11 protein-coding genes are annotated in these 18025 nt (G+C 63.1%); 4 read left to right on the plus strand and 7 right to left on the minus strand.

Features of this window, described 5'->3' with window-relative positions; all coding sequences use genetic code 11:
- The first annotated feature begins 13 nt into the window (after positions 1 to 13).
- Positions 14 to 1534, plus strand: a complete 1521-nt coding sequence (locus tag KBB96_RS04280) for a thiamine pyrophosphate-binding protein (RefSeq protein WP_211632680.1) — start codon at positions 14 to 16, stop codon at positions 1532 to 1534.
- Between the two features lie 25 nt (positions 1535 to 1559).
- On the opposite strand, the gene KBB96_RS04285 is transcribed toward KBB96_RS04280, so the two are convergent.
- Positions 1560 to 1850 carry a hypothetical protein gene (locus tag KBB96_RS04285; RefSeq protein WP_211632682.1) on the minus strand — a complete coding sequence of 97 codons (291 nt, stop codon included), beginning with the start codon at positions 1848 to 1850 and terminating at the stop codon, positions 1560 to 1562.
- Positions 1851 to 2164: 314 nt separating this feature from the next.
- Here KBB96_RS04285 and KBB96_RS04290 point away from each other — a divergent pair, with 314 nt between their 5' ends.
- Positions 2165 to 4702, plus strand: a complete 2538-nt coding sequence (locus KBB96_RS04290) for a protein kinase domain-containing protein (protein ID WP_226373640.1) — start codon at positions 2165 to 2167, stop codon at positions 4700 to 4702.
- Positions 4703 to 4705: 3 nt separating this feature from the next.
- Here KBB96_RS04290 and pcp read toward each other — a convergent pair whose 3' ends face one another.
- Genes pcp through pxpB form a run of 6 tightly spaced genes read right to left on the minus strand, consistent with a single transcriptional unit; the run spans position 4706 to position 9395 of the window.
- Positions 4706 to 5326, minus strand: coding sequence for a pyroglutamyl-peptidase I (pcp, locus tag KBB96_RS04295; RefSeq protein ID WP_211632688.1), 621 nt, complete (start codon positions 5324 to 5326; stop codon positions 4706 to 4708).
- 7 nt (positions 5327 to 5333) lie between these two features.
- Positions 5334 to 6296 (minus strand): DUF979 domain-containing protein, encoded by a 963-nt coding sequence (locus KBB96_RS04300; protein ID WP_211632691.1) that lies wholly within the window; start codon positions 6294 to 6296, stop codon positions 5334 to 5336.
- Positions 6293 to 6988 carry a DUF969 domain-containing protein gene (locus KBB96_RS04305; RefSeq protein ID WP_211632694.1) on the minus strand — a complete coding sequence of 232 codons (696 nt, stop codon included), beginning with the start codon at positions 6986 to 6988 and terminating at the stop codon, positions 6293 to 6295. Before KBB96_RS04305 ends, KBB96_RS04300 begins: the two co-directional genes overlap by 4 nt.
- On the minus strand, positions 6985 to 7692 hold the full coding sequence (locus KBB96_RS04310) for a 5-oxoprolinase subunit PxpA (RefSeq protein WP_211632697.1): 708 nt from the start codon (positions 7690 to 7692) through the stop codon (positions 6985 to 6987). The genes KBB96_RS04305 and KBB96_RS04310 overlap by 4 nt, the downstream gene beginning before the upstream one ends.
- A 6-nt stretch (positions 7693 to 7698) precedes the next feature.
- The gene (locus KBB96_RS04315) at positions 7699 to 8685 is read right to left on the minus strand and encodes a 5-oxoprolinase subunit C family protein (RefSeq protein ID WP_211632700.1); all 987 of its coding nucleotides are present in this window, start codon (positions 8683 to 8685) and stop codon (positions 7699 to 7701) included.
- Entirely contained in the window at positions 8682 to 9395 is a 714-nt protein-coding gene (pxpB, locus tag KBB96_RS04320) for a 5-oxoprolinase subunit PxpB (protein ID WP_211632703.1), read from the minus strand. The genes KBB96_RS04315 and pxpB overlap by 4 nt, the downstream gene beginning before the upstream one ends.
- Before the next feature lie 146 nt (positions 9396 to 9541).
- Here pxpB and KBB96_RS04325 point away from each other — a divergent pair, with 146 nt between their 5' ends.
- Entirely contained in the window at positions 9542 to 15547 is a 6006-nt protein-coding gene (locus KBB96_RS04325; RefSeq protein WP_211632705.1) for a cadherin domain-containing protein, read from the plus strand.
- A gap of 76 nt (positions 15548 to 15623) precedes the next feature.
- On the plus strand, positions 15624 to 18023 hold the full coding sequence (locus KBB96_RS04330) for a beta strand repeat-containing protein (protein WP_211632707.1): 2400 nt from the start codon (positions 15624 to 15626) through the stop codon (positions 18021 to 18023).
- The last annotated feature ends 2 nt before the right edge of the window (positions 18024 to 18025 follow it).

The raw sequence follows: 18025 nt of genomic DNA on the forward strand, positions 1-18025 counted from the left end.
TTCGGTAGAAACAGTGCGCGCCGCCCTTGCTGCGGGCGTGCGTGAGTTCGTGGTGTGCGCCGGGGCGCGGAATGCGGCCCTGCTGGAGGTGCTGGCCCGTGCTGAATCCCAAGGCCGGGTGAAGGTCTGGCGGCACTTCGAGGAGCGCAGTGCGGGATTCTTCGCGCTGGGGCGTACGCTGGACATTGATGCGCCTTGCGCGGTGGTGACGACCAGTGGCACGGCCGCGGCGGAGCTGCTGCCCGCGATGATCGAGGCGCACTATCAATCGCGTCCGCTGGTGGCGGTCACGGCGGATCGTCCGGCGAGATTCCGTGGCACCGGCGCTCCACAGGCGATCGAGCAGCCGGGTATCTTCGGACCGCACGCGGTTTCGTCCTACGAGGAATGGACCGGCCTCGGGCCGCTGCACCTCAATGTGGAACTGGAGGAAGAGTTCAAGCCGGGGGAGGTGAAGTTCCCGGAACCGGCGGAATTCGTGGCCAAGGAGAAGAGTCCATTGGTGGGGGAACTGGCACGGTGGCTGCGCGAGGATGCCTATCGCGGGCTGGTGGTGATGATCGGAGGTCTGGAGCCGTCCGATCACGAGGAGGTGTTCCATTTTTGCAGCGACCTCGGCGTGCCGGTGGTGGTGGAGGGCACGAGCGGTTTGCGTGAGGCTTTGCAGGCACTGGCGCTGCCAAATGCGGACCGGACCCTCAAGGCTCGTCCGCCGGGCAAGGTTCTGCGACTGGGCGATGTGCCGAGCGGACGCTTCTGGCGGGATCTCGAGGATCTGCCGAAAACGGAAGTTTGGTCGGTATGCCGCGGTGGATTCACCGGTCTGGCGCGGGAATCGAAGGTGGTCCGTGGTGGCGTGGCCCGGGTGTTGCGTGCGATCGGCCAGGTCGATGAAATCGGGGATGCTCTCGATTACCTGGTGGACCGCTCGCGGCAGAAGGCGCGGATCGACGAACTGCTGGAGGCGCATCCCGACAGCGAACCCGCGATGGTGCGGACGCTTTCATTGTACGCCTCTTATGGTAGTTCCGTGTATCTCGGGAACAGCCTGCCGGTGCGGGAGTGGAATCTTTTCGCGCAATGGGACAGGCCGGTTTCGGACGTAAGGGCGAACCGCGGGGCGAATGGCATCGATGGCCAGGCGAGCACGTGGCTCGGTTGGACGGCGGGCCGGACCGGCGCGTGGGCGATGCTCGGGGATCTCACCGCCCTCTACGATCTGGCGGCACCGTTCGTGCTCGAGCAATTGGAAACCAAGGGCCGAGTGCTCGCGGTGATCAACAACCACGGCGGCCGGATTTTCGAACGCCTGCCGCGTCTTGCAGACATGAGTCCGCGGGCGGCGGAGTGTTTCACCAATCCGCAGGCGGCGGATCTTTCCGGTTGGGCGAAGCTGTGGGGGATGCGCCACGTCCGGATCACCACCGCGGACGACTTCGATGATCTGGAGCAGGGAGATGAAACCGTGTTGCTGGAAGTGCTGCCGGACGCGGGCCAGACCCGGGCGTTCTGGGCGGCGTGGGACCGGATGTAGGAGCGCCCGATATCCGGTCCCTTTCTCAGCGGCGGACGCAGACGCGGCGGGATGGCACTGCCGGAAGCGACAGGGCGATCAACGCGCAGATTGCGGCGACAAGCATGGGCACCAGCGAGAGCGGACTGTTGGCCAGATCACGGCCGAAATAGAAGTACGCCTGATGCTGCGGAGTGCAGAACAGGAAATTCGGGACCGTCAAAAACAGCGCGACCAGAATGGCCGGGATCGCCCCGGCGATCATGAATGCGGCGGTGCGCTTGGACACCTGGCCGGTGACGAGCATCAGCGGACCGGTCCAAAGGGTGGACTTCAAGAAGTTGAGCACTTTCCGCCACTGATGCCGGCTGGAGCGGCGGCGGAGGTTGGGATGATCAAGGGACATATCGGGTGATCGGGAACGGTCCATCCGTTACACGTGATCGCGTAGTATGCCAAGAAAGTTAGAAGGTTTGGGCCTCCAAACGTTCAAAAAAGATCAAAAAGTTTTTGGTAGGTTCCAAATCGTGCGAAATGCACCTGTTGGAGACAGGTTTCCATTGGTGTTCCAAGGTTCCCGGAAGGTGATCATTCCCAAAAGGAACGGTTCGGAGTTGGCGACGGGGCAGGTCTGGATTACAAAAAAACTCCATGCAAGCACCGCGGATCGATGGGCTTAGAGTTACGGACCTGACTGGTGCCGGCCCATGCGGAAATGTGTACGCCGCTCATGATGAGTCGGATGTCAAGCTGGCGGTGAAGGTGTTTCACGGCATGGCAATCAACCGTGCGCTGCTTCAAAAAACGACGGCACGTCTGGAAGCGGCAGGCTGGCCGTCCGGGGTGATGCAGGTGGTTTCGGCGGATCTCGAATCACGTCCGGCGCTGATCGTGATGCCGTGGATGGCGGATCCGGCGGAGGACGGGCATGGCGTACCCCGTACCCTGCAGAACCGTCTGGCGGATTTCCCCGGCGAGCGATCCTGGCCGATGGTGCTGGATCTGGCGCGGGCGCTGGCGGTCTTCCACAACGTCCAGGTGGCGCACGGCAACCTGAAGCCGAGCAATGTGTTTTTCGATGACGAGGAGAAGCTGTCGATCGCGGATTGGTCGCTGGGAAACATGCCCGGTGTGACCCACGCGGACTATTCGGATGCCTATCTCTATCAATCTCCCGAGCAACTCCGCGATCCGGATGGGTATCTGGATGAGAAGGGCTACCGCTGGGATGTGTTTGCCTTCGGAGTGCTGGCGTACCGCCTCATCACCGGCGCGTTTCCGCGTTGCAACGAAACCTTCCTGCAGGTGGCTCCGCCGCCGGGCGATATCCGCCGTGATTCCGCGATCCATGCCGACCTTCACAAGATCGCACGCAAGCTGGAGGCGGATGCAAATGTGACGTGGCCGGACGAGGCTGCGAATCCGGTGGAAGCGGGCTACCGCGAGTGGATCGTGCGCTGTCTGGCGCTGGATGCGGCACAGCGTCCGGCGACGCTGGCGGAGGTGGTGCGAGGATTCGAGCGGGTGGAGGAGCAGGTGGCCACGGAGACGCATCGCGATCAGTTGCTCGATCAACGCCGCCGCGCGGATCATCGCGCCTGGCGCGCGTTGTTCGCGATGGGCACGGCTGCGGCGCTGGCATTGGTGCTCGGAGGATTGTGGCAGATCTCGCTGGCGCTGCTGCGCAAGGAGAAGGCCGCCCATACCGAGGACGTGCGGGAATTGAAGGCCAAGACGGACAGCGCGGTGACCGCGCGTGACCAGGCGGTGAAAGGAGAGTCGGAAGCCAAGCAGACGCTCGAACATGAACGCGATGTGGCATTGGCGAGGCTGGAGGCTTCGCGTGCGATTGGGGATCATTTGTTCGAGTGGGCGATGGAGAAGGGGCACCGCAGCCTGCCGCCGCTGGATGGCCGGGAGCTGCGGCTGCTGCGCCTGGAGCGTTATTTTGATGATTTCCTCAAGCGGACGGCTGATGTGACCTCGCTGGATGACGAGCGTGCGCGTGTGAAGCTGGAGCTGGCGGAGGTTTCGCTGGCCGCCGGGGATGCGAATGCGGCGCAGACGCGCTTGGGCGATGCCTTGGAGGCGTGGAAGAACCGGCCCACGGATGCGGCGTGGAAGCTGCGGATCGGCACGGACCGGCTGTTGCTTGCGCTGCTGCGGCAGGCGAAGGATGATCCGGGCACTGCGGCGGCGTTTGTGGAGGCACGGCAGATCCTTGGGTCCGTCCCCCAGGGCGAGGTGGATGCGGACCGCTTGCAACAGTTGATGGCGGTGCTGGACTTCCATGAGGCACAGTTGCTCGCGCAGGGCGGGAAGGGGGACGCGAAGGCGCTGGAGCAGCTCATGCGCGCGACGCAGACCTTGAACCGCTTGGTCGATCAGCGGCCGGATGTGGCGGTGCTGCGCTCGGAGCTGGCGAGCTGCTATCTTTCTTCCGCGACCATTCTCGATGGCATGGGCAGCCTGGGGGATGCGCGCGAGGTGAGGAATCTTGCGGCGGCGGAACTGATCAAACTGCTCAAGGAGAAGCCCGGCGATCCGAAGCTGCGGCTGGAACTGGCGGGTTGTTATGGCGCGATGGCGGAGGCGGCGGTGCTTTCCGGAGACGTGGCTTCCGCCGACAGCCTCTCGAAGCAGGCGACGGGATTGCTGGAGGCATTGCTGCGTGAGCAGCCGGACAATACAGAAGCTTTGTCCCGTCTCGGCGCGCAGCGGTGGATTCGTGCGGGACTGTTGCGGGACAGCGGCAAGACCGATGAGGCGATGAACATGGTGGACGATGGCATCCGCATGCTGGAAGGCGCGCGTGCGTCCGATGCGGCCAATGGCACGGTGGCCTACCGGCTGGCGCTGCTGTGGTGGCAGAAGGGCCGCATGGTGGGGGCTGCGGGCAAGACCGATGACGAACTCTTCCTCATCACCAAGGCCCGTGATGCGCTCAATGGGCTGATGGAGCGTACGGAATACGGTCTCATCCGCGGCGACCAGCTCAAGAAATCGGTGGCGTATCTGTTAGGTGATCTTGGTCATGCACAGCAGCTTGCGGGCAAGAACGACGAGGCGAAAAAGACATTCGCGCAGGCGGTGATCGCGTGGGAAACGCTGGTCAAGGCCCAGCCCCGCAGTGAGGAAGCGGAGGAGGCGTTGTCGTGGTGCAGGCAGCGGTTGAAAGAGATGCCGTGAGGATCAATGCGTGGCTCCGCCGGTGATGCGGATATCGCGCTTGTGGCGGATGGCGGCGGCAACGGCGAGGGTGATGCCTTCCAGCAAGGCATCCTGTGACAACGGCGAATTCCAAGGCGCGGGTACGTGGATGAAGCCACCACGCACGTCCGGAGTGGCGGCAAGTTCGTGCATGAGACTGTAGAAGACGTGATTGCAGACGAAGGTGCCGGCGGTGTGGGACACTTCGGCGGGAATGCCGTGTTCCGTTAGGACGGCGGTGATGGCTTTGACCGGCAGCGTGGACCAATAGGAAGAGGGGCCGCCGCGGACGACGGGCTTGTCCACCGGCTGGCGTCCGGCGTTGTCCGGGATGCGGGCGTCATCGAGGTTGATGGCGATGCGTTCCGGTGTGATGGCTTGCCGCCCGCTGGCGAGGCCGAGGCAGACGACCAGCGAGGGCATGTGGCGTTCGATCAGCTTGTGGAGTTGGCGGCGGGATTTCCCGAACTCGCAGGCGAGGATGGCGCTGGTGATTTGATGGCCTTCGATGATGGCTCCATCGAGCTGTGCCGCGATGGCCTGCGAGGGATTCCGGGCATCGCCGCCGAAGGGCTCGAAGCCGGTGAGGAGCACGGTTTTCATCAGTCGGTCAGAAACGATATACGCAGAAATCGAGGATGAGAATATTTACGGCGAGGAGCGTGAGTCCGATGGGGGCCTGCGCCTTGATCACGGCGTGGGGATCGCGGAGTTCCAGCAGCATCGCCGGGACGAGATTGAAATTCGCGGCCATCGGGGTGAGCAGTGTGCCACAGTATCCACTGAGCATGCCGATGGCGGCCATGATCGCCGGATTGCCATGATGCTGCTGCACGATGATCGGCAGGCCGACACCGAGCGTGATCACGGGAAAGGCGGCGAAGGCATTGCCGAGGCAGATCGTGAACAAGGCCATGCCCACGCAATAGACCACGACCGCGACAAACGGGTTGCCGGTGGGGAAGGTGTCCGTCACGAGCCGGGCGATCACCTCGCCCACGCCCGCCTTGGTGAAGATGCCGCCGAGCGCGGCGAGCAGTTGCGGCAGCAGCATCGCCCAGCCGATGGCGTGAAGCAAACGCCCACCCTCATGCAGCGACTCGCGGGGCTTCGCGCGGGTCATGCGCAGGGCGACGATGAGTGCGAGCAGGGAACCCAGACCGAGCGCCGCGAGCGTGGGTTGCTTGGGATCGAAGAGACGCACGCCGCCCAGCGGGATCTTGGAAAGAACCAGCGTGCTGACGACGGCGGTGGCTGGGATGACCAATGCCGGGATGAAGATGCGGTTGCCGAGGCGGAGGGCTTCACTGGCGCGTTGTTCCGCGGGTACCGGAGTTTCCTTGGGAGCTGTGATTTGTCTGGTGGCGGCGAGGGCGACGAGACCGAGCATGATCCAACCGATCGCGAGGGGCGGGAGATGGCCGCCGAAGAGATAGATGGCCGCAAGCGCACCCCAGAACAACGCGGTTCCCACGCGCCGGAGATGCGCGCGATTTTTCACGGTGTTGATGGCGATGCAGGTCAGCAGGATGCCGGCGATGACATAGAGGGTTTGCAGCGAGACGAGGGTCATGCCTCCTCCTTCCCTTGAGTGGCGTTGGTTTCCCGCCGGATGCGGCGGTCGAGCACACGGGTGCGCCACGCCATGATGAAGGATGCGGCGATGGCAGTGGGAATGCCCCATAGTGCCAGCGGCCACACGCCGACCTCGATGTGCTGGGCATCGAAGACGCCCTTCATGAGCAGCACCGCACCAACGGCGATGAAGACATCCTCCCCGAAAAAGTTGCCGATGTTTTCCGCCGCCGCGGCGTGGGCGCGGATGGTATCGCGGGTTTCATCCGGGAGAGGTCCGTGTTGCGCGTGAGCCGCGCCTTCCGCCATGGGTGCGATGATCGGGCGCACGGCTCCCGCATGGCCACCGATGTTCACCCCGAGGGCGATGCTGATCTGGCGAACCAGACTGTAGAGGAAGATCACTCGCCCGGCGGTGGCTCCACGGGCGCGGCGGATCAAGGTCTCCGCACGTTCGCGCAGGCCATGGCGCTCGAGCAGGCCGATGACCGGCGCGATCAGGATCACCGGCAGGGTCATGTAGCGGTTCTCGATGAAAAGCCTGCCGAAGAGTTCGAGCACTTCGTTGAATGTCATGCCGGCTGCCAGTCCGGTGGCGATGCCCGCGGCCATCACCACCAGCAGCGTGTTCAGCCGCAGGGCGAAGCCAATGGCCACCACGGGGATGCCGATGAGCTTGAGCCACATCATGGCGTGAAGCGCTTGATGGGGATGCCCGCTTCCTGGAGCGCATGCCGCAGCGCGTGGGCGAACGCGACGGCGTGGGCTCCATCGCCATGCAGGCAGACGGTGTCGGCGATGCCTTGGCGGATGAGGCGGAGCGTTTGGGCGCAGGCTTCCGCAGTGTCCGTAATCAGGGCGTGGGGATGGGAACGCGGAACGAGATTACCGTCCGGCTGATAGCGGCGGTCGGCGAAGATTTCGCGTGCGGTGGAGAGTCCGCGTGCTTTTCCGGCGCGGATCAATTCGCTGCCAGCGAGGCCGTAGATTACCAATGTGGGATCGGCTTCATAAATGGCGTCCGCAATGGCCGATGCGATCATCGGATCGCGGGCGGCCTGATTGTAGAGGGCGCCGTGGGGTTTGACGTGAGTGAGTCTGGTTGTGGCTTGGACCGCGATGTTCTGAAGCATCCGGATTTGCCCGAGAACGAGCACGCGGAGATCGCTGGAAGAAAGCGTGAGTTCGGTTCTGCCGAAGTTTTCCCGATCCTCATAGCCGGGATGCGCGCCGATGGCGGTTCCATGCGCGAGAGCGAGATCGATGCATCGCTTCATCGTCGCTTCATCCCCCGCATGCGCTCCGCACGCGATGTTCGCGGACGTGACCAGTGGCATCAGCTCCGCATCGTGGGGCGCGCCTTCGCCCAGATCGCAGTTGAGATCGATGTGCATGGAGGATCAGAGCCGGGGCGTGGATAGGTGGCCGATGGCAATGGCGAGATCACGCTCGCGTTCGATCAGCAGGGCATGGGCCACCGCCTGCGGGATTTCGCGGAAGCGGACGGGTTCGCCGGGGCGGAGCTGGGCCAGCTTGCCGATATCGGCGGTGGCCACGGCACCGATCCGCGGATAGCCGCCGAGGGTCTGGCGGTCCGCACCGAGCACGATCGGCTGGCCGGATGAAGGCACCTGGACCACGCCGTGCTGGACGGCGGACGAGATCATGTCGCGCGGTGCTTCAAGATCGAGGGGTGGACCTTCCAGCCGGACTCCCATGCGGTTGCTGTCCTTGCTGACGCCGTAGATGGCGCTGGTGAAACGCTCCTGTGCGGCGGGCGCGAACCATTCCCACTCCGGTCCGCGCACCACCCGAAGCATGCCCTGGCCATTGGGCTTGCCGAGGGATTCCGGAACGAGGCTCCATGCGGCATCCCGGCCTGAGGTGCGGAGCTGGGTCATCATCGCCTGCGCCCATGCGGAAGGTTCACCGGTGGGGAGCTCGTCTCCGGCGGCGAGGGCGCGGCCTTCGTGGCCGCCGATGCGCGCGCCGGTATCGGTGGAACGGCTGCCCATCACCTCCGGGACCGTGATGCCACCGGATGCCGCGAGCCAGGCCATGGCTCCGCGCCGCGCGCCGGTGAAATCGATCACGCTTTCCGTCCGCACCAGCACCGGGCGGTTTTTGGACAGAGGGCGACCGTCCAGGGTGACGGCGAAATCCGCTCCGCACCACGCGACCAACGTTTCACGGTCGAAGTGCAATCGCGGGCCGGCGAGCGCCATTTCGATCACGGCGGCACCGGGTTCATTGCCGGTGAGATGATTCGCCACGCGGACGGCGAACGGGTCCGCCGCACCACCGGCCACCACGCCGAATTTCTGGAATCCCGTGCGGCCGAGATCCTGCACGGTGGAGAGCATGCCGGGGCGAAGTACGTGAATCATGGTAGTTCCTCCCGTGCTTCGAACTCCTTCGCCGGGATGGCGCGGAACTTCACGCGGTCGCCGGGTTGCAGCAGCACCGGCGGTTCATGGTCCGGGCGGAAGAGTTTCAAGGGCGTGCGGCCGATCACATGCCATCCGCCCGGAATGGCCTGCGGGTAGATGCACGACTGGCCGTTGGCGATGGCGATCGATCCGGCGGCGACGGAGAGCCGCGGCGCGGCGCGCCGTGGCAGCGAGAGCGAATCGGGCAGACCATGCAGATACGGAAAGCCGGGTGCGAAGCCGAGCTGGAGCACCAGATATTCCGCGGCGCTGTGGCGGGTGACCACATCGATCACCGAGAGTCCGGTGCGTCGTGCGACCTCCTCCAGGTCCGGGCCATGCTCGCCACCATAGCACACGGGGATCTCCACCACCCGGGAGGATGGAGCGGAGCTTTCCTTGGGCAGACCGGCGAGACGTTCCAGCGCCTCTCCACCAAGCCAGCCGGTGAGGTCATCCGCCGGAGCGCCGTGTTTCAAGAGTGCCAGCGGATCGTAGAAGAGCGTGATCGTGGTGGCGGCCGGCACCACCTCCATGACTCCGGGCAGGGCGGGGGATTGCAACCAGGCCACCACTTCATGAACACGATGCGGCGGCAGCGCGCCGACGGTTTCCGCCAGCTCGAGGATCAGGGCGCTGTCGCCCAGCGGAATGACGCGTGTCTCCATGGAAGAGTGACCGGAAATTACGTAGCGCAAAATCGAAATCGAACAAGCAGCGAGAACGAAATGCGGAGGTGGGGGAGTGGATTGGGGATAAACGAAGGTGGGAATGGACCCATTGGCAGCCAAGGGGTTCCATCTTAGCTTCGTAAATGGGCTTCTCCCTCCGTCGTCTCGTCCAAGTGGCTTTTGGTTCCTGTGTCCTTACTGGTGGCGTGTCCGCCACGCCTCTGACCGCGGGCATGAAGATCGGGATCGATTTCGGTCCCACGCTCACGGCGAACTGGAACAACATCGTGACGCTCAACCAGGGCGTGGCCGCAGGGTCGGTGACCAACCTCGGCGGAACGGTGGTGGATGGTGTTTCCATCGCCACTGCCAACGCCCAGTTCATCAACAACGATGGTACGGACAACTGGGTGGGGCTGGCGGTGAAGGGGGGCAATGTGCCGCCGGAATTCGTGGACAGCGTGGTCACGGACATCGCGGGAAATTCCAGCCTTGGAGACGGCAGTCCGTACAAGATCACCCTCGGCGGCCTGGATCCGGCCTTGGTTTATACGGTGGTTGCCGTAGCCACGGCCACCGGGTCGCCGACGGATACCTTCACGGTCAAAGGGGCGGCCACCTATGGTCCGTCCGCCATCGCGCGGGCGAGCGCCCGGACGGGTCTGTTTCATACGTTCACCAATGTCAGCCCGACCACAGCGGGTGGTCTTGTGATTGAGGTGATGGACAGCAGTGCCGGCTCGAATCCGATCGTGAATGGCATCCTGATCACGGCCTCGGCTACCGGGAATCCGGACTCGGACGGCGACGGGCTTCCGGATGCGTGGGAACAGGAGCATTTCGGAATGCTTTCACAGGGCGCGGCAGGCGACTATGATCAGGATGGCGACAGCAATCTCGCGGAGTATCAGAATGGAACGCTGCCGGAGGACATCGGCTCCCACTCGGCGGTGCTCCAGGCCTGGCAGATCGATTTCCAAGGCGGCACCGGTGGTGCGCTGGGCTCGGCGAACCCGGTGACGTCCACCTTCGACATCGGCTATGGCGCGAAGTGGAATGCCTTCGAGATCGCCGCCACCGATGGGAACGTGTTTGCCAATCCGCCCGCACACAACGCGGCGATCGATCCGCAGTTGCTGAAGCTCCATGATGCGAAGGACGCCACCACCAAGGTGGACATGAAGATCAGTGGAGGCGTGTCCGGGTTCAATGTTGGGCGTGTGCTCGATCTTGGCGGCATCAATGCGGCCTTCGGCGACCACTGGTTTTGGGGGGCGCAGGGACGCACGACCATGAACGTGGGATTCACATTCTCCCATCTGTTACCCGGAACGTATTCGCTCACCGCCTATGCGAATCCGGACCAGCACAATCCACCGCGCGATTTCAGTCTCACGGTGGGTGGAACGACGGTGCCGATCAGTCCGACCTTCGGGACGACGTTCTATGCCAATGCCGGGACGTTTGCCGGAACGGTGCGCAACATCACCGTGGGGGCGGATGGCACGTTGACCGGTAATCTGGGGACGATCGGAGGTGATCCCAGCATCGCCGCGATGGTGCTGCGCCGCGTTTCCGCGCCTGCCACGGCGGTGGCTGGCAACGATGAGGCGGCGGTGGGTGCGGGGGGCAAGGTGAGGATCGCGGTGATAGAGAACGATGCCATCCATGAGCCGTTCGTCTCGATGGAGATCGTTGCGCCACCCGTCTCCGGCACCGCGTTGGTGAAGGCGGACCATTCGATCCTCTATGCGGCGGGTGCTGCCGCGGGAGCGGATTCGTTCACTTATCGTTTCACGGATGCGACGGGTGTTTCGAACACCGCGACGGTTTCGATTCAGGTGTCCGCAGGACGTGTGTCACCGGATTCGGTGACGCTGCCATTGGAGCCGCCGCAGGGGACTTATTCGCTGGAGGATGCGTTTGCGAACCGGGGTGCGTTCAATTTTGGCACGCCGACGTGGATGGCATCCATCCAGGGCAACACGAAGCGTTTCTTCGTCTCCGAGCGGACCGGTGTGATATGGGAAATTCAAGACATGAGCGCGGCCACCGCCACGCGGCGCGTCTTCGTGGATCTCTCGGCGAAACTCGATCTTTATACCGAGATGGGTGTGAAGTCCTTTGCCTTCCATCCGCAGTTCGAATCCGGGAGCCCGTATGTGTACGTGACCTACAACTACGAATCGCCATCTAGCGGCTCCACGGTGGGCTCGGTGCGCCTTTCACGATTCACTGTCATGAGCAATGGTACCGGTGTGGTGGATCCGGCGAGCGAACTGATCCTCTTCGAAGTGGACAGCCGCAGCCAGGATCACAACCTGGACAGCTGCAAGTTCGGGCCGGATGGCTATCTGTATGTGGGATCGGGGGATGAACGGCGTCCGGCGGAAAACTCGCAGACGATCACCAACATGTTCTGGAGTTCGGTGATCCGCATCGACGTGGATCGTCGTGCGGGGAATCTCGAGCCGAACGCCAGTACGAATCCTTCGCTGGTGATTCCCGCGGATGCAGGTGTGGCGCGCTACAAGATTCCCGCGGACAATCCGTATGCGGCTGCCTCAGGGACTGTGAACTACCGGGGGACCTCGTATGCCGCGAATGCGGTGCGTTCGGAAATCTACATCACCGGAGTGCGGAATCCGTGGACCTTCAGCTTCGACACGGTCGATGGCGATCCGGTGCTGTGGTTGGGCGATGTGGGCAGCGATGGAAGCGACAGCCGCGAGGAGGTGAATATCTTCCGCAAGGGCGACAACGGCGGATGGAATTATCTGGAGGGCGACCGCTACAACAGCACTCCACCGGCGGGTGTGGTACTGCGCGCGCCGGAGTATTTCTATGCCCGCGGTTCGGGAGCCTATCAGGGCGCGTCGGTCATCGGGGGCATGATGGTGCATGGCGGCAACTACCCGACGCTCGATGGCAAGTATCTGTTCGGCGATTGGCTGAACGGCCACATTTGGACCTTGGAACGCGGTGCGGCACCGGGCACGCCGACGGTCACGCGCATCGCGGGACTTTCCGGAGTGGTGGGTTTCACCACCGATCCCTCGAATGGCGACATTCTCGTCCTGAGCTGGAACAACCAGGGTGGCGCGTTGTTCGATCAAAGCGGACAGGTGGGGAAGGTGTTCCGCCTGAAATCGCAGATCGTTTCCGGCAGCACTTTTCCGGGCACGCTTTCCGGAACCGGACTGTTCGCGGATCTCGCGGACATGACGCCGAATCCGGGGCTGCATTTCTACGAGCCGAACGTCACCTTCTGGTCCGACAACGCGAGGAAAAGCCGCTGGTTCGCGCTGCCGGGAACCACGGACAAGATGACGTGGTCCGCCGATGGCGCGTTCACATTCCCCACCGGGGCGCTGTGGGTGAAGCATTTCGAATTGGAAACCACCCGCGGCAATCCGGCGACGCGCAAGCGGCTTGAAACCCGCGTGATCGTCAAGAACGCCGGCGGTGTCTATGGTATTTCCTACCGTTGGAATGAAGCCGGGACTGAAGCAACGTTGGTGGGCGATGGTGGGGATACCTTCGATGTGCAGGTCACCGATCCGGCCTTGCCTGCAGGGCAGCAGGCATCCACGCAGCGGTGGCAGATTCCCTCGCGGACCCAGTGCCTGACCTGCCACAATGCGGAATCGGGGCGCGTGCTCGGCTTCGACAGCCGCCAGCTCAATCGCGATGATGTGCCTTTTGATGGAATCTCTGGCAACTATCTCCAGCGATTGTCCGATGCGGGCTATCTCCAGGGACTGGCCGTGCCTCCTGCCTCACTGCCCCGTCATCATGCCGCGAATGACACTTCGGTGGACATCGAGTCCCGCGTGCGATCCTACCTCGCGGTGAATTGTTCCTATTGCCACGCCGACTCCGCCGGACTCGATCTGCGGGCTTCGGCGTCATTGGATGCCACCCATTTGTTGAACCGTCCGGACCAAGGGCAGATCACCATCACCGATCCCGCGGTGAAGCGGATCGTGCCGGGATCGACCGCGCATTCCAGCGTGTTGCAACGCATGATGGGCGCTCCGGGATTCAACCGGATGCCTCCGCTTGCTTCGTCGGTGGTGGACGCGGAGGGCGTGGCGCTGGTGTCCGATTGGATACTGAACACGGCGAACTCGGCGCCGGTGTTTTCGATCGCGGATGGCCAGGTGCTTGTTATCGCGGCGGATGCGTTGCCTGGCACGGTGGTTGCGGATCTTCATGCGGTGGACGCGGATGGGCGGGACAGCGTGACTCACGAAATCACGGGAGGAAATCCGGGCGGCGTGTTCGCGATTGATCCGGTGACGGGTATCCTGTCGGTGGTCGGAGATGTTTCGTCGCTGGGGAGCGGCCTGGTGCAACTCACGATCACGGCCTCGGATCATTTCGCGGGCAATCCGAAGACGGCCACACTAACGGTATTGATCGATTCTTCCGGAGTGAACGATGCACCGCGGTTCACCAGTCCGCTCCACTACTATCTTCCGACGACCTTGGCTGCGGGAGAACGAATCGGCCAGGTCACTGCCAGCGATCCGGAGCGTTCGCCGGTGACACTGGCTGTGACCGGAGGCACGGCCGCCGGGCGCTTCCTGTTGGATCCGGCCATCGGAAAACTTACGCGCGGTACCGGTGCGCTTGCGGTGGGTGACGTGTGGACGCTGGAGGTAACGGCGACCGATGGCAACAATCCGCCTGCGGGCACGGCGGCAACGATCACCTTCCACATCACCGCTCCGGAAACCGTGTCGGATGTTCCGCCTGCAGGAGCGACATTCTGGAACATCGATTTCCAAGGCGACGGATCGAGCACGGCGGCAGGGCAAACCACCACCCCGGCCACCACCACGCGCGGTGGCATGACGTGGAATGCCTTTCAGGTGAAAGCCTATTCCGGTGATCCGAGCGCGATGTCGGTGAATCCATCGATGATGTTGCGCACGCATGATGGCACGCAGACACAGGTGGGCTTTCACATCTTCACGGACAACGATCCGAACACGCCGATCGGCAGCGGTGTGTATGGTTACAGCGGTCGCACCGGAGCAGACAATCTGACCGGGGACTATCTTCTGCTGTTGAACTCAAGCAGCGCGAATGGACCGATCCTCCACCAGTGGGAGATCACCGGACTGACGCCGGGCTGGCAATACGACCTGTTGATTCAAGGCGGTTACGACAACTCGACCGCCCGTGGCATTGCCTTCACCGTGGACAAGGATGGCGATGGAGACCTCGCGGATGAAACGCCGGTGTATGTGCAGGCGAATGCGAATGCCGTGACAAATTCCTGTGTCATCCGTTCCGTGGTGGCGGATGCGAATGGGCGCATTCTCGGACAGTCGTCGCGCACGCCGCCTGCAGGCCAGACGTGGGGTGAGAGCAACTGGGCGGGATTGCAGGTCCGTGCGGCAGGGGGCAGTCCGCCGGTCTTCACCGCCAGCGGGCCATTCAGCATCGTGGAGAATGCCGCGGCCGCATCCGTGGTCGGTGATTTGGCCGCCCGCGATCCGGAAGGGACCGCGGTATCGTTCACGATCAACAGCGGCAACGGCCAGGGTTTGTTCGCTCTCAATGCCACCACCGGTCGTATCACCACCACCGGACCACTCGACTACGAAAACGGGCCGGTGCATGTGTTGGAAGTAGCGGCCACGGATGGTTCCGGCGCGTCGTCCTTTGACACGGTGGTGATTTATACGCTCAATCTTCCCGATACCAATGCGGACTTCGTGACCTCTTGGCTGACCGGAGTCGGCGGAGTTTTCGCGGGTCAGAGTTCCGAGGCGGTGATCGGCTTCAATGCGGACCCGGACCACGATGGAATTCCAAATGCATTCGAGCGTTTGTTCGGTACCAATCCTTCGGCGGCGGATGTCAGGAGCGGCTTGGAAGTTCATTCGCAGTTGTCCGGCGGTTCGCGTTCGTTGTGGCTTGATGCAACAGTGGACGCGGCTGCGTCTGATGAACTGGCATTCCATGCGGAGGTTTCGGACGACTGTGCGCACTGGACCACTCTTGCGGGAGATCCGCTGGTCCTCTCCGATGTGAACGGGAAACGCGTGCTTCGCTTCACCGATGTCACGCCGTGGCCGCGTGAACCGGCGACCCGTTTCATCCGCTTGCGGATGAACGGTGACGATCATCGCTGATGTCCGATTTCGATAAGTCGAAGTGGGCGGGCACCATGGAGTTACACGGTAAGATGGGGCAGGGTTGATGGACATCATGAAACCCTGCTCTCCCCGTTTTCTTTCCACGCGCATCATGCTGGCTGCCAGCGTGCTTTCCTGGCCGCTGGCTGCCACTCATGTCTCGGCCGCCAATGTATGGGATGGGGGCGGAGATGGCAACTGGGGTACCGGAGCAAACTGGGATGATGACAATGTCCCATCTTTCCCGGTGGGGATCACCTTTGGAGGAACCGGCGGGCTCGCCTCCACAAACAACCTGACCGGCATCACCGTCAACGGCATCACCTTTGCATCCGGTGCGGGTGCATTTGTGATCGGTGGCAACTCCTTTTCCCTTGGTGGCAACATCGTCAACAACTCGGCCAGCCTCCAGACAATCAACAATGCGATCGCTCTCACCGCGAACCGCACGGTCAACACCGCGACTGGTGACATCACGCTCGGCGGGGCCATCACCGGTTCCTTCGGACTCATCAAAACCGGGGCGGGGAAGCTGACGCTCTCCGGCACGGGGGGAACCTCGCAACTGGCGGTTGGCGATGGTGCGGCAGGCGGCACCGCGGAGTTGAGCGGTGGCGCATGGACCCAGGCAGGGACCATCACCAACATGGGATTGGTGGTGGGTAACGGAGCCGGAAGCTCCGGCGCGCTCACGATCTCCGGCGGCACGCATACCTTCGGAGGAGACAACTACAGCAATGCCGTCCGCATTGGTACGACCACCGCTGCGGGACAGACTGCCAATGGCAGTCTCACCATCACGGGTGGGTTGGTGAAGGTCGGGACGACCGGTACGCTTGATGCGGCGGTCAACCTCGGCACCCAGATTTCGGGTGGCGGCACCTCCACGGGCACGCTGAATATCTCCGGTGGTGAGATGCAGATCGCCGGCCGCCTCTTGATGGGCGCGAACAATGCGGCGAACACCGCGACTGTCACGCTGTCCGGCACGGGGGTTCTCAACATGACCCGCACCGGTTCCACCTCCGATCGCGGCCAGATCCGCATGGGGGCGGGCGCGAGCACGGTCAACTTCAACGGCGGCACCTACATCGCGTCCGGTCTTTATTCGTCGGATTCGTCCACCACCTCGAACGTCTATTTCAACGGCAGCGAAATCCGTGCGAATGCCAGCGGAGGGAGCTTTGGAAATGGCGGTACGGCCAACTTCCGGATCGAGACAGGAGGCCTGGTTTTCAATACGAACGGCTTCGATACGACGATCGGTACGGCGTTGAAGAACAGCCTCACCACCACCGGGGCGTTCACGAAGAACGGCAACGGCCAACTTTCGCTCACCGCGGCGAACACCTACACCGGCACCACCACCGTCAATGGTGGCACGTTGCGTTTCGCGAATTCCGGCTCACTCGGAGCGAATGCCGCGGTGGTGATGCAAGCTGGAACGACCCTGCGCTTCGATCGCAACGACACCTTTGGCGACGCGACTTCCGTTCCGACCGTGACTGTCACCGCGAACAACGGGGCGACGATCACGAACGGAAACTTTTTCAACAATCTCTCCTCTGTCACCCTCAACGGCTCGTCGCTGGTATCCAACGGTGGAGCGAATGCGAATTACCAGGCATTCAAGCTTTCCGGAACGGTCACCGCCACCGGTTCATCCGGCATCAGTGTTTCGGGATCGCCGGGCAATGCGAACACGCAGATTCATCTGGGAGGAAACGCTGCGAATTCGCAGACCACCTTCAGTGTCACCGGCGTTGCTGACTCTCTCTCGGTTTCCGCAGTGCTGAGAAACGGAGTGACCGGTGGTTCGGGAGCAGTGGTTACCGCGGGCCTGATCAAGACCGGTGCGGGTACGATGACGCTTTCCGGGGTCAATACCTATGGAGGTGCGACTTCCATCAACCAAGGCAAGCTGGCACTCGGTGGCAGCGGTTCCATCGCCGCCTCGACGACCATCAACATCGCTTCGGGTGCGTTCCTGGATGTCTCCGGCACCAGCTCGACCTGGTCGCTGGGTTCCGGACAGACGCTGACGGGCAATGGAACGGTCACCGGCAATGCGACGATCAGCGGCACGGTGGCAGCGGGCAACAGCATCGGAGCCCTGGCCTTCTCCAATACCCTCACATTGCTGGGCACCGTGAACGCGGAGCTGGATGCCAGCCTCGTCACCGCCGACCTCGTGACCGCGGGCAACATCGCCTTCGGCGGAACGCTGAACGCAGCCAATCTGGGCGGCACTCTCGATCAAGGGCAGACCTACAACTTGTTCGACTTTACTTCGGCCAGCGGGGCCTTCGATACGGTCAATCTCCCCACGCTCACCAACGGTCTGAGCTGGGACACCTCGAGCCTCTATACCCAGGGGACCATTTCGATCGTGCCGGAGCCCACCGCCGCATTCGCCCTTCCCATGGGGCTGACCCTGCTCCTCGGCGTCCGCCGCCGTCATTGCATTCTTTGATC

This window comes from Luteolibacter ambystomatis, from assembly GCF_018137965.1.
GTDB lineage: Bacteria > Verrucomicrobiota > Verrucomicrobiia > Verrucomicrobiales > Akkermansiaceae > Luteolibacter > Luteolibacter ambystomatis.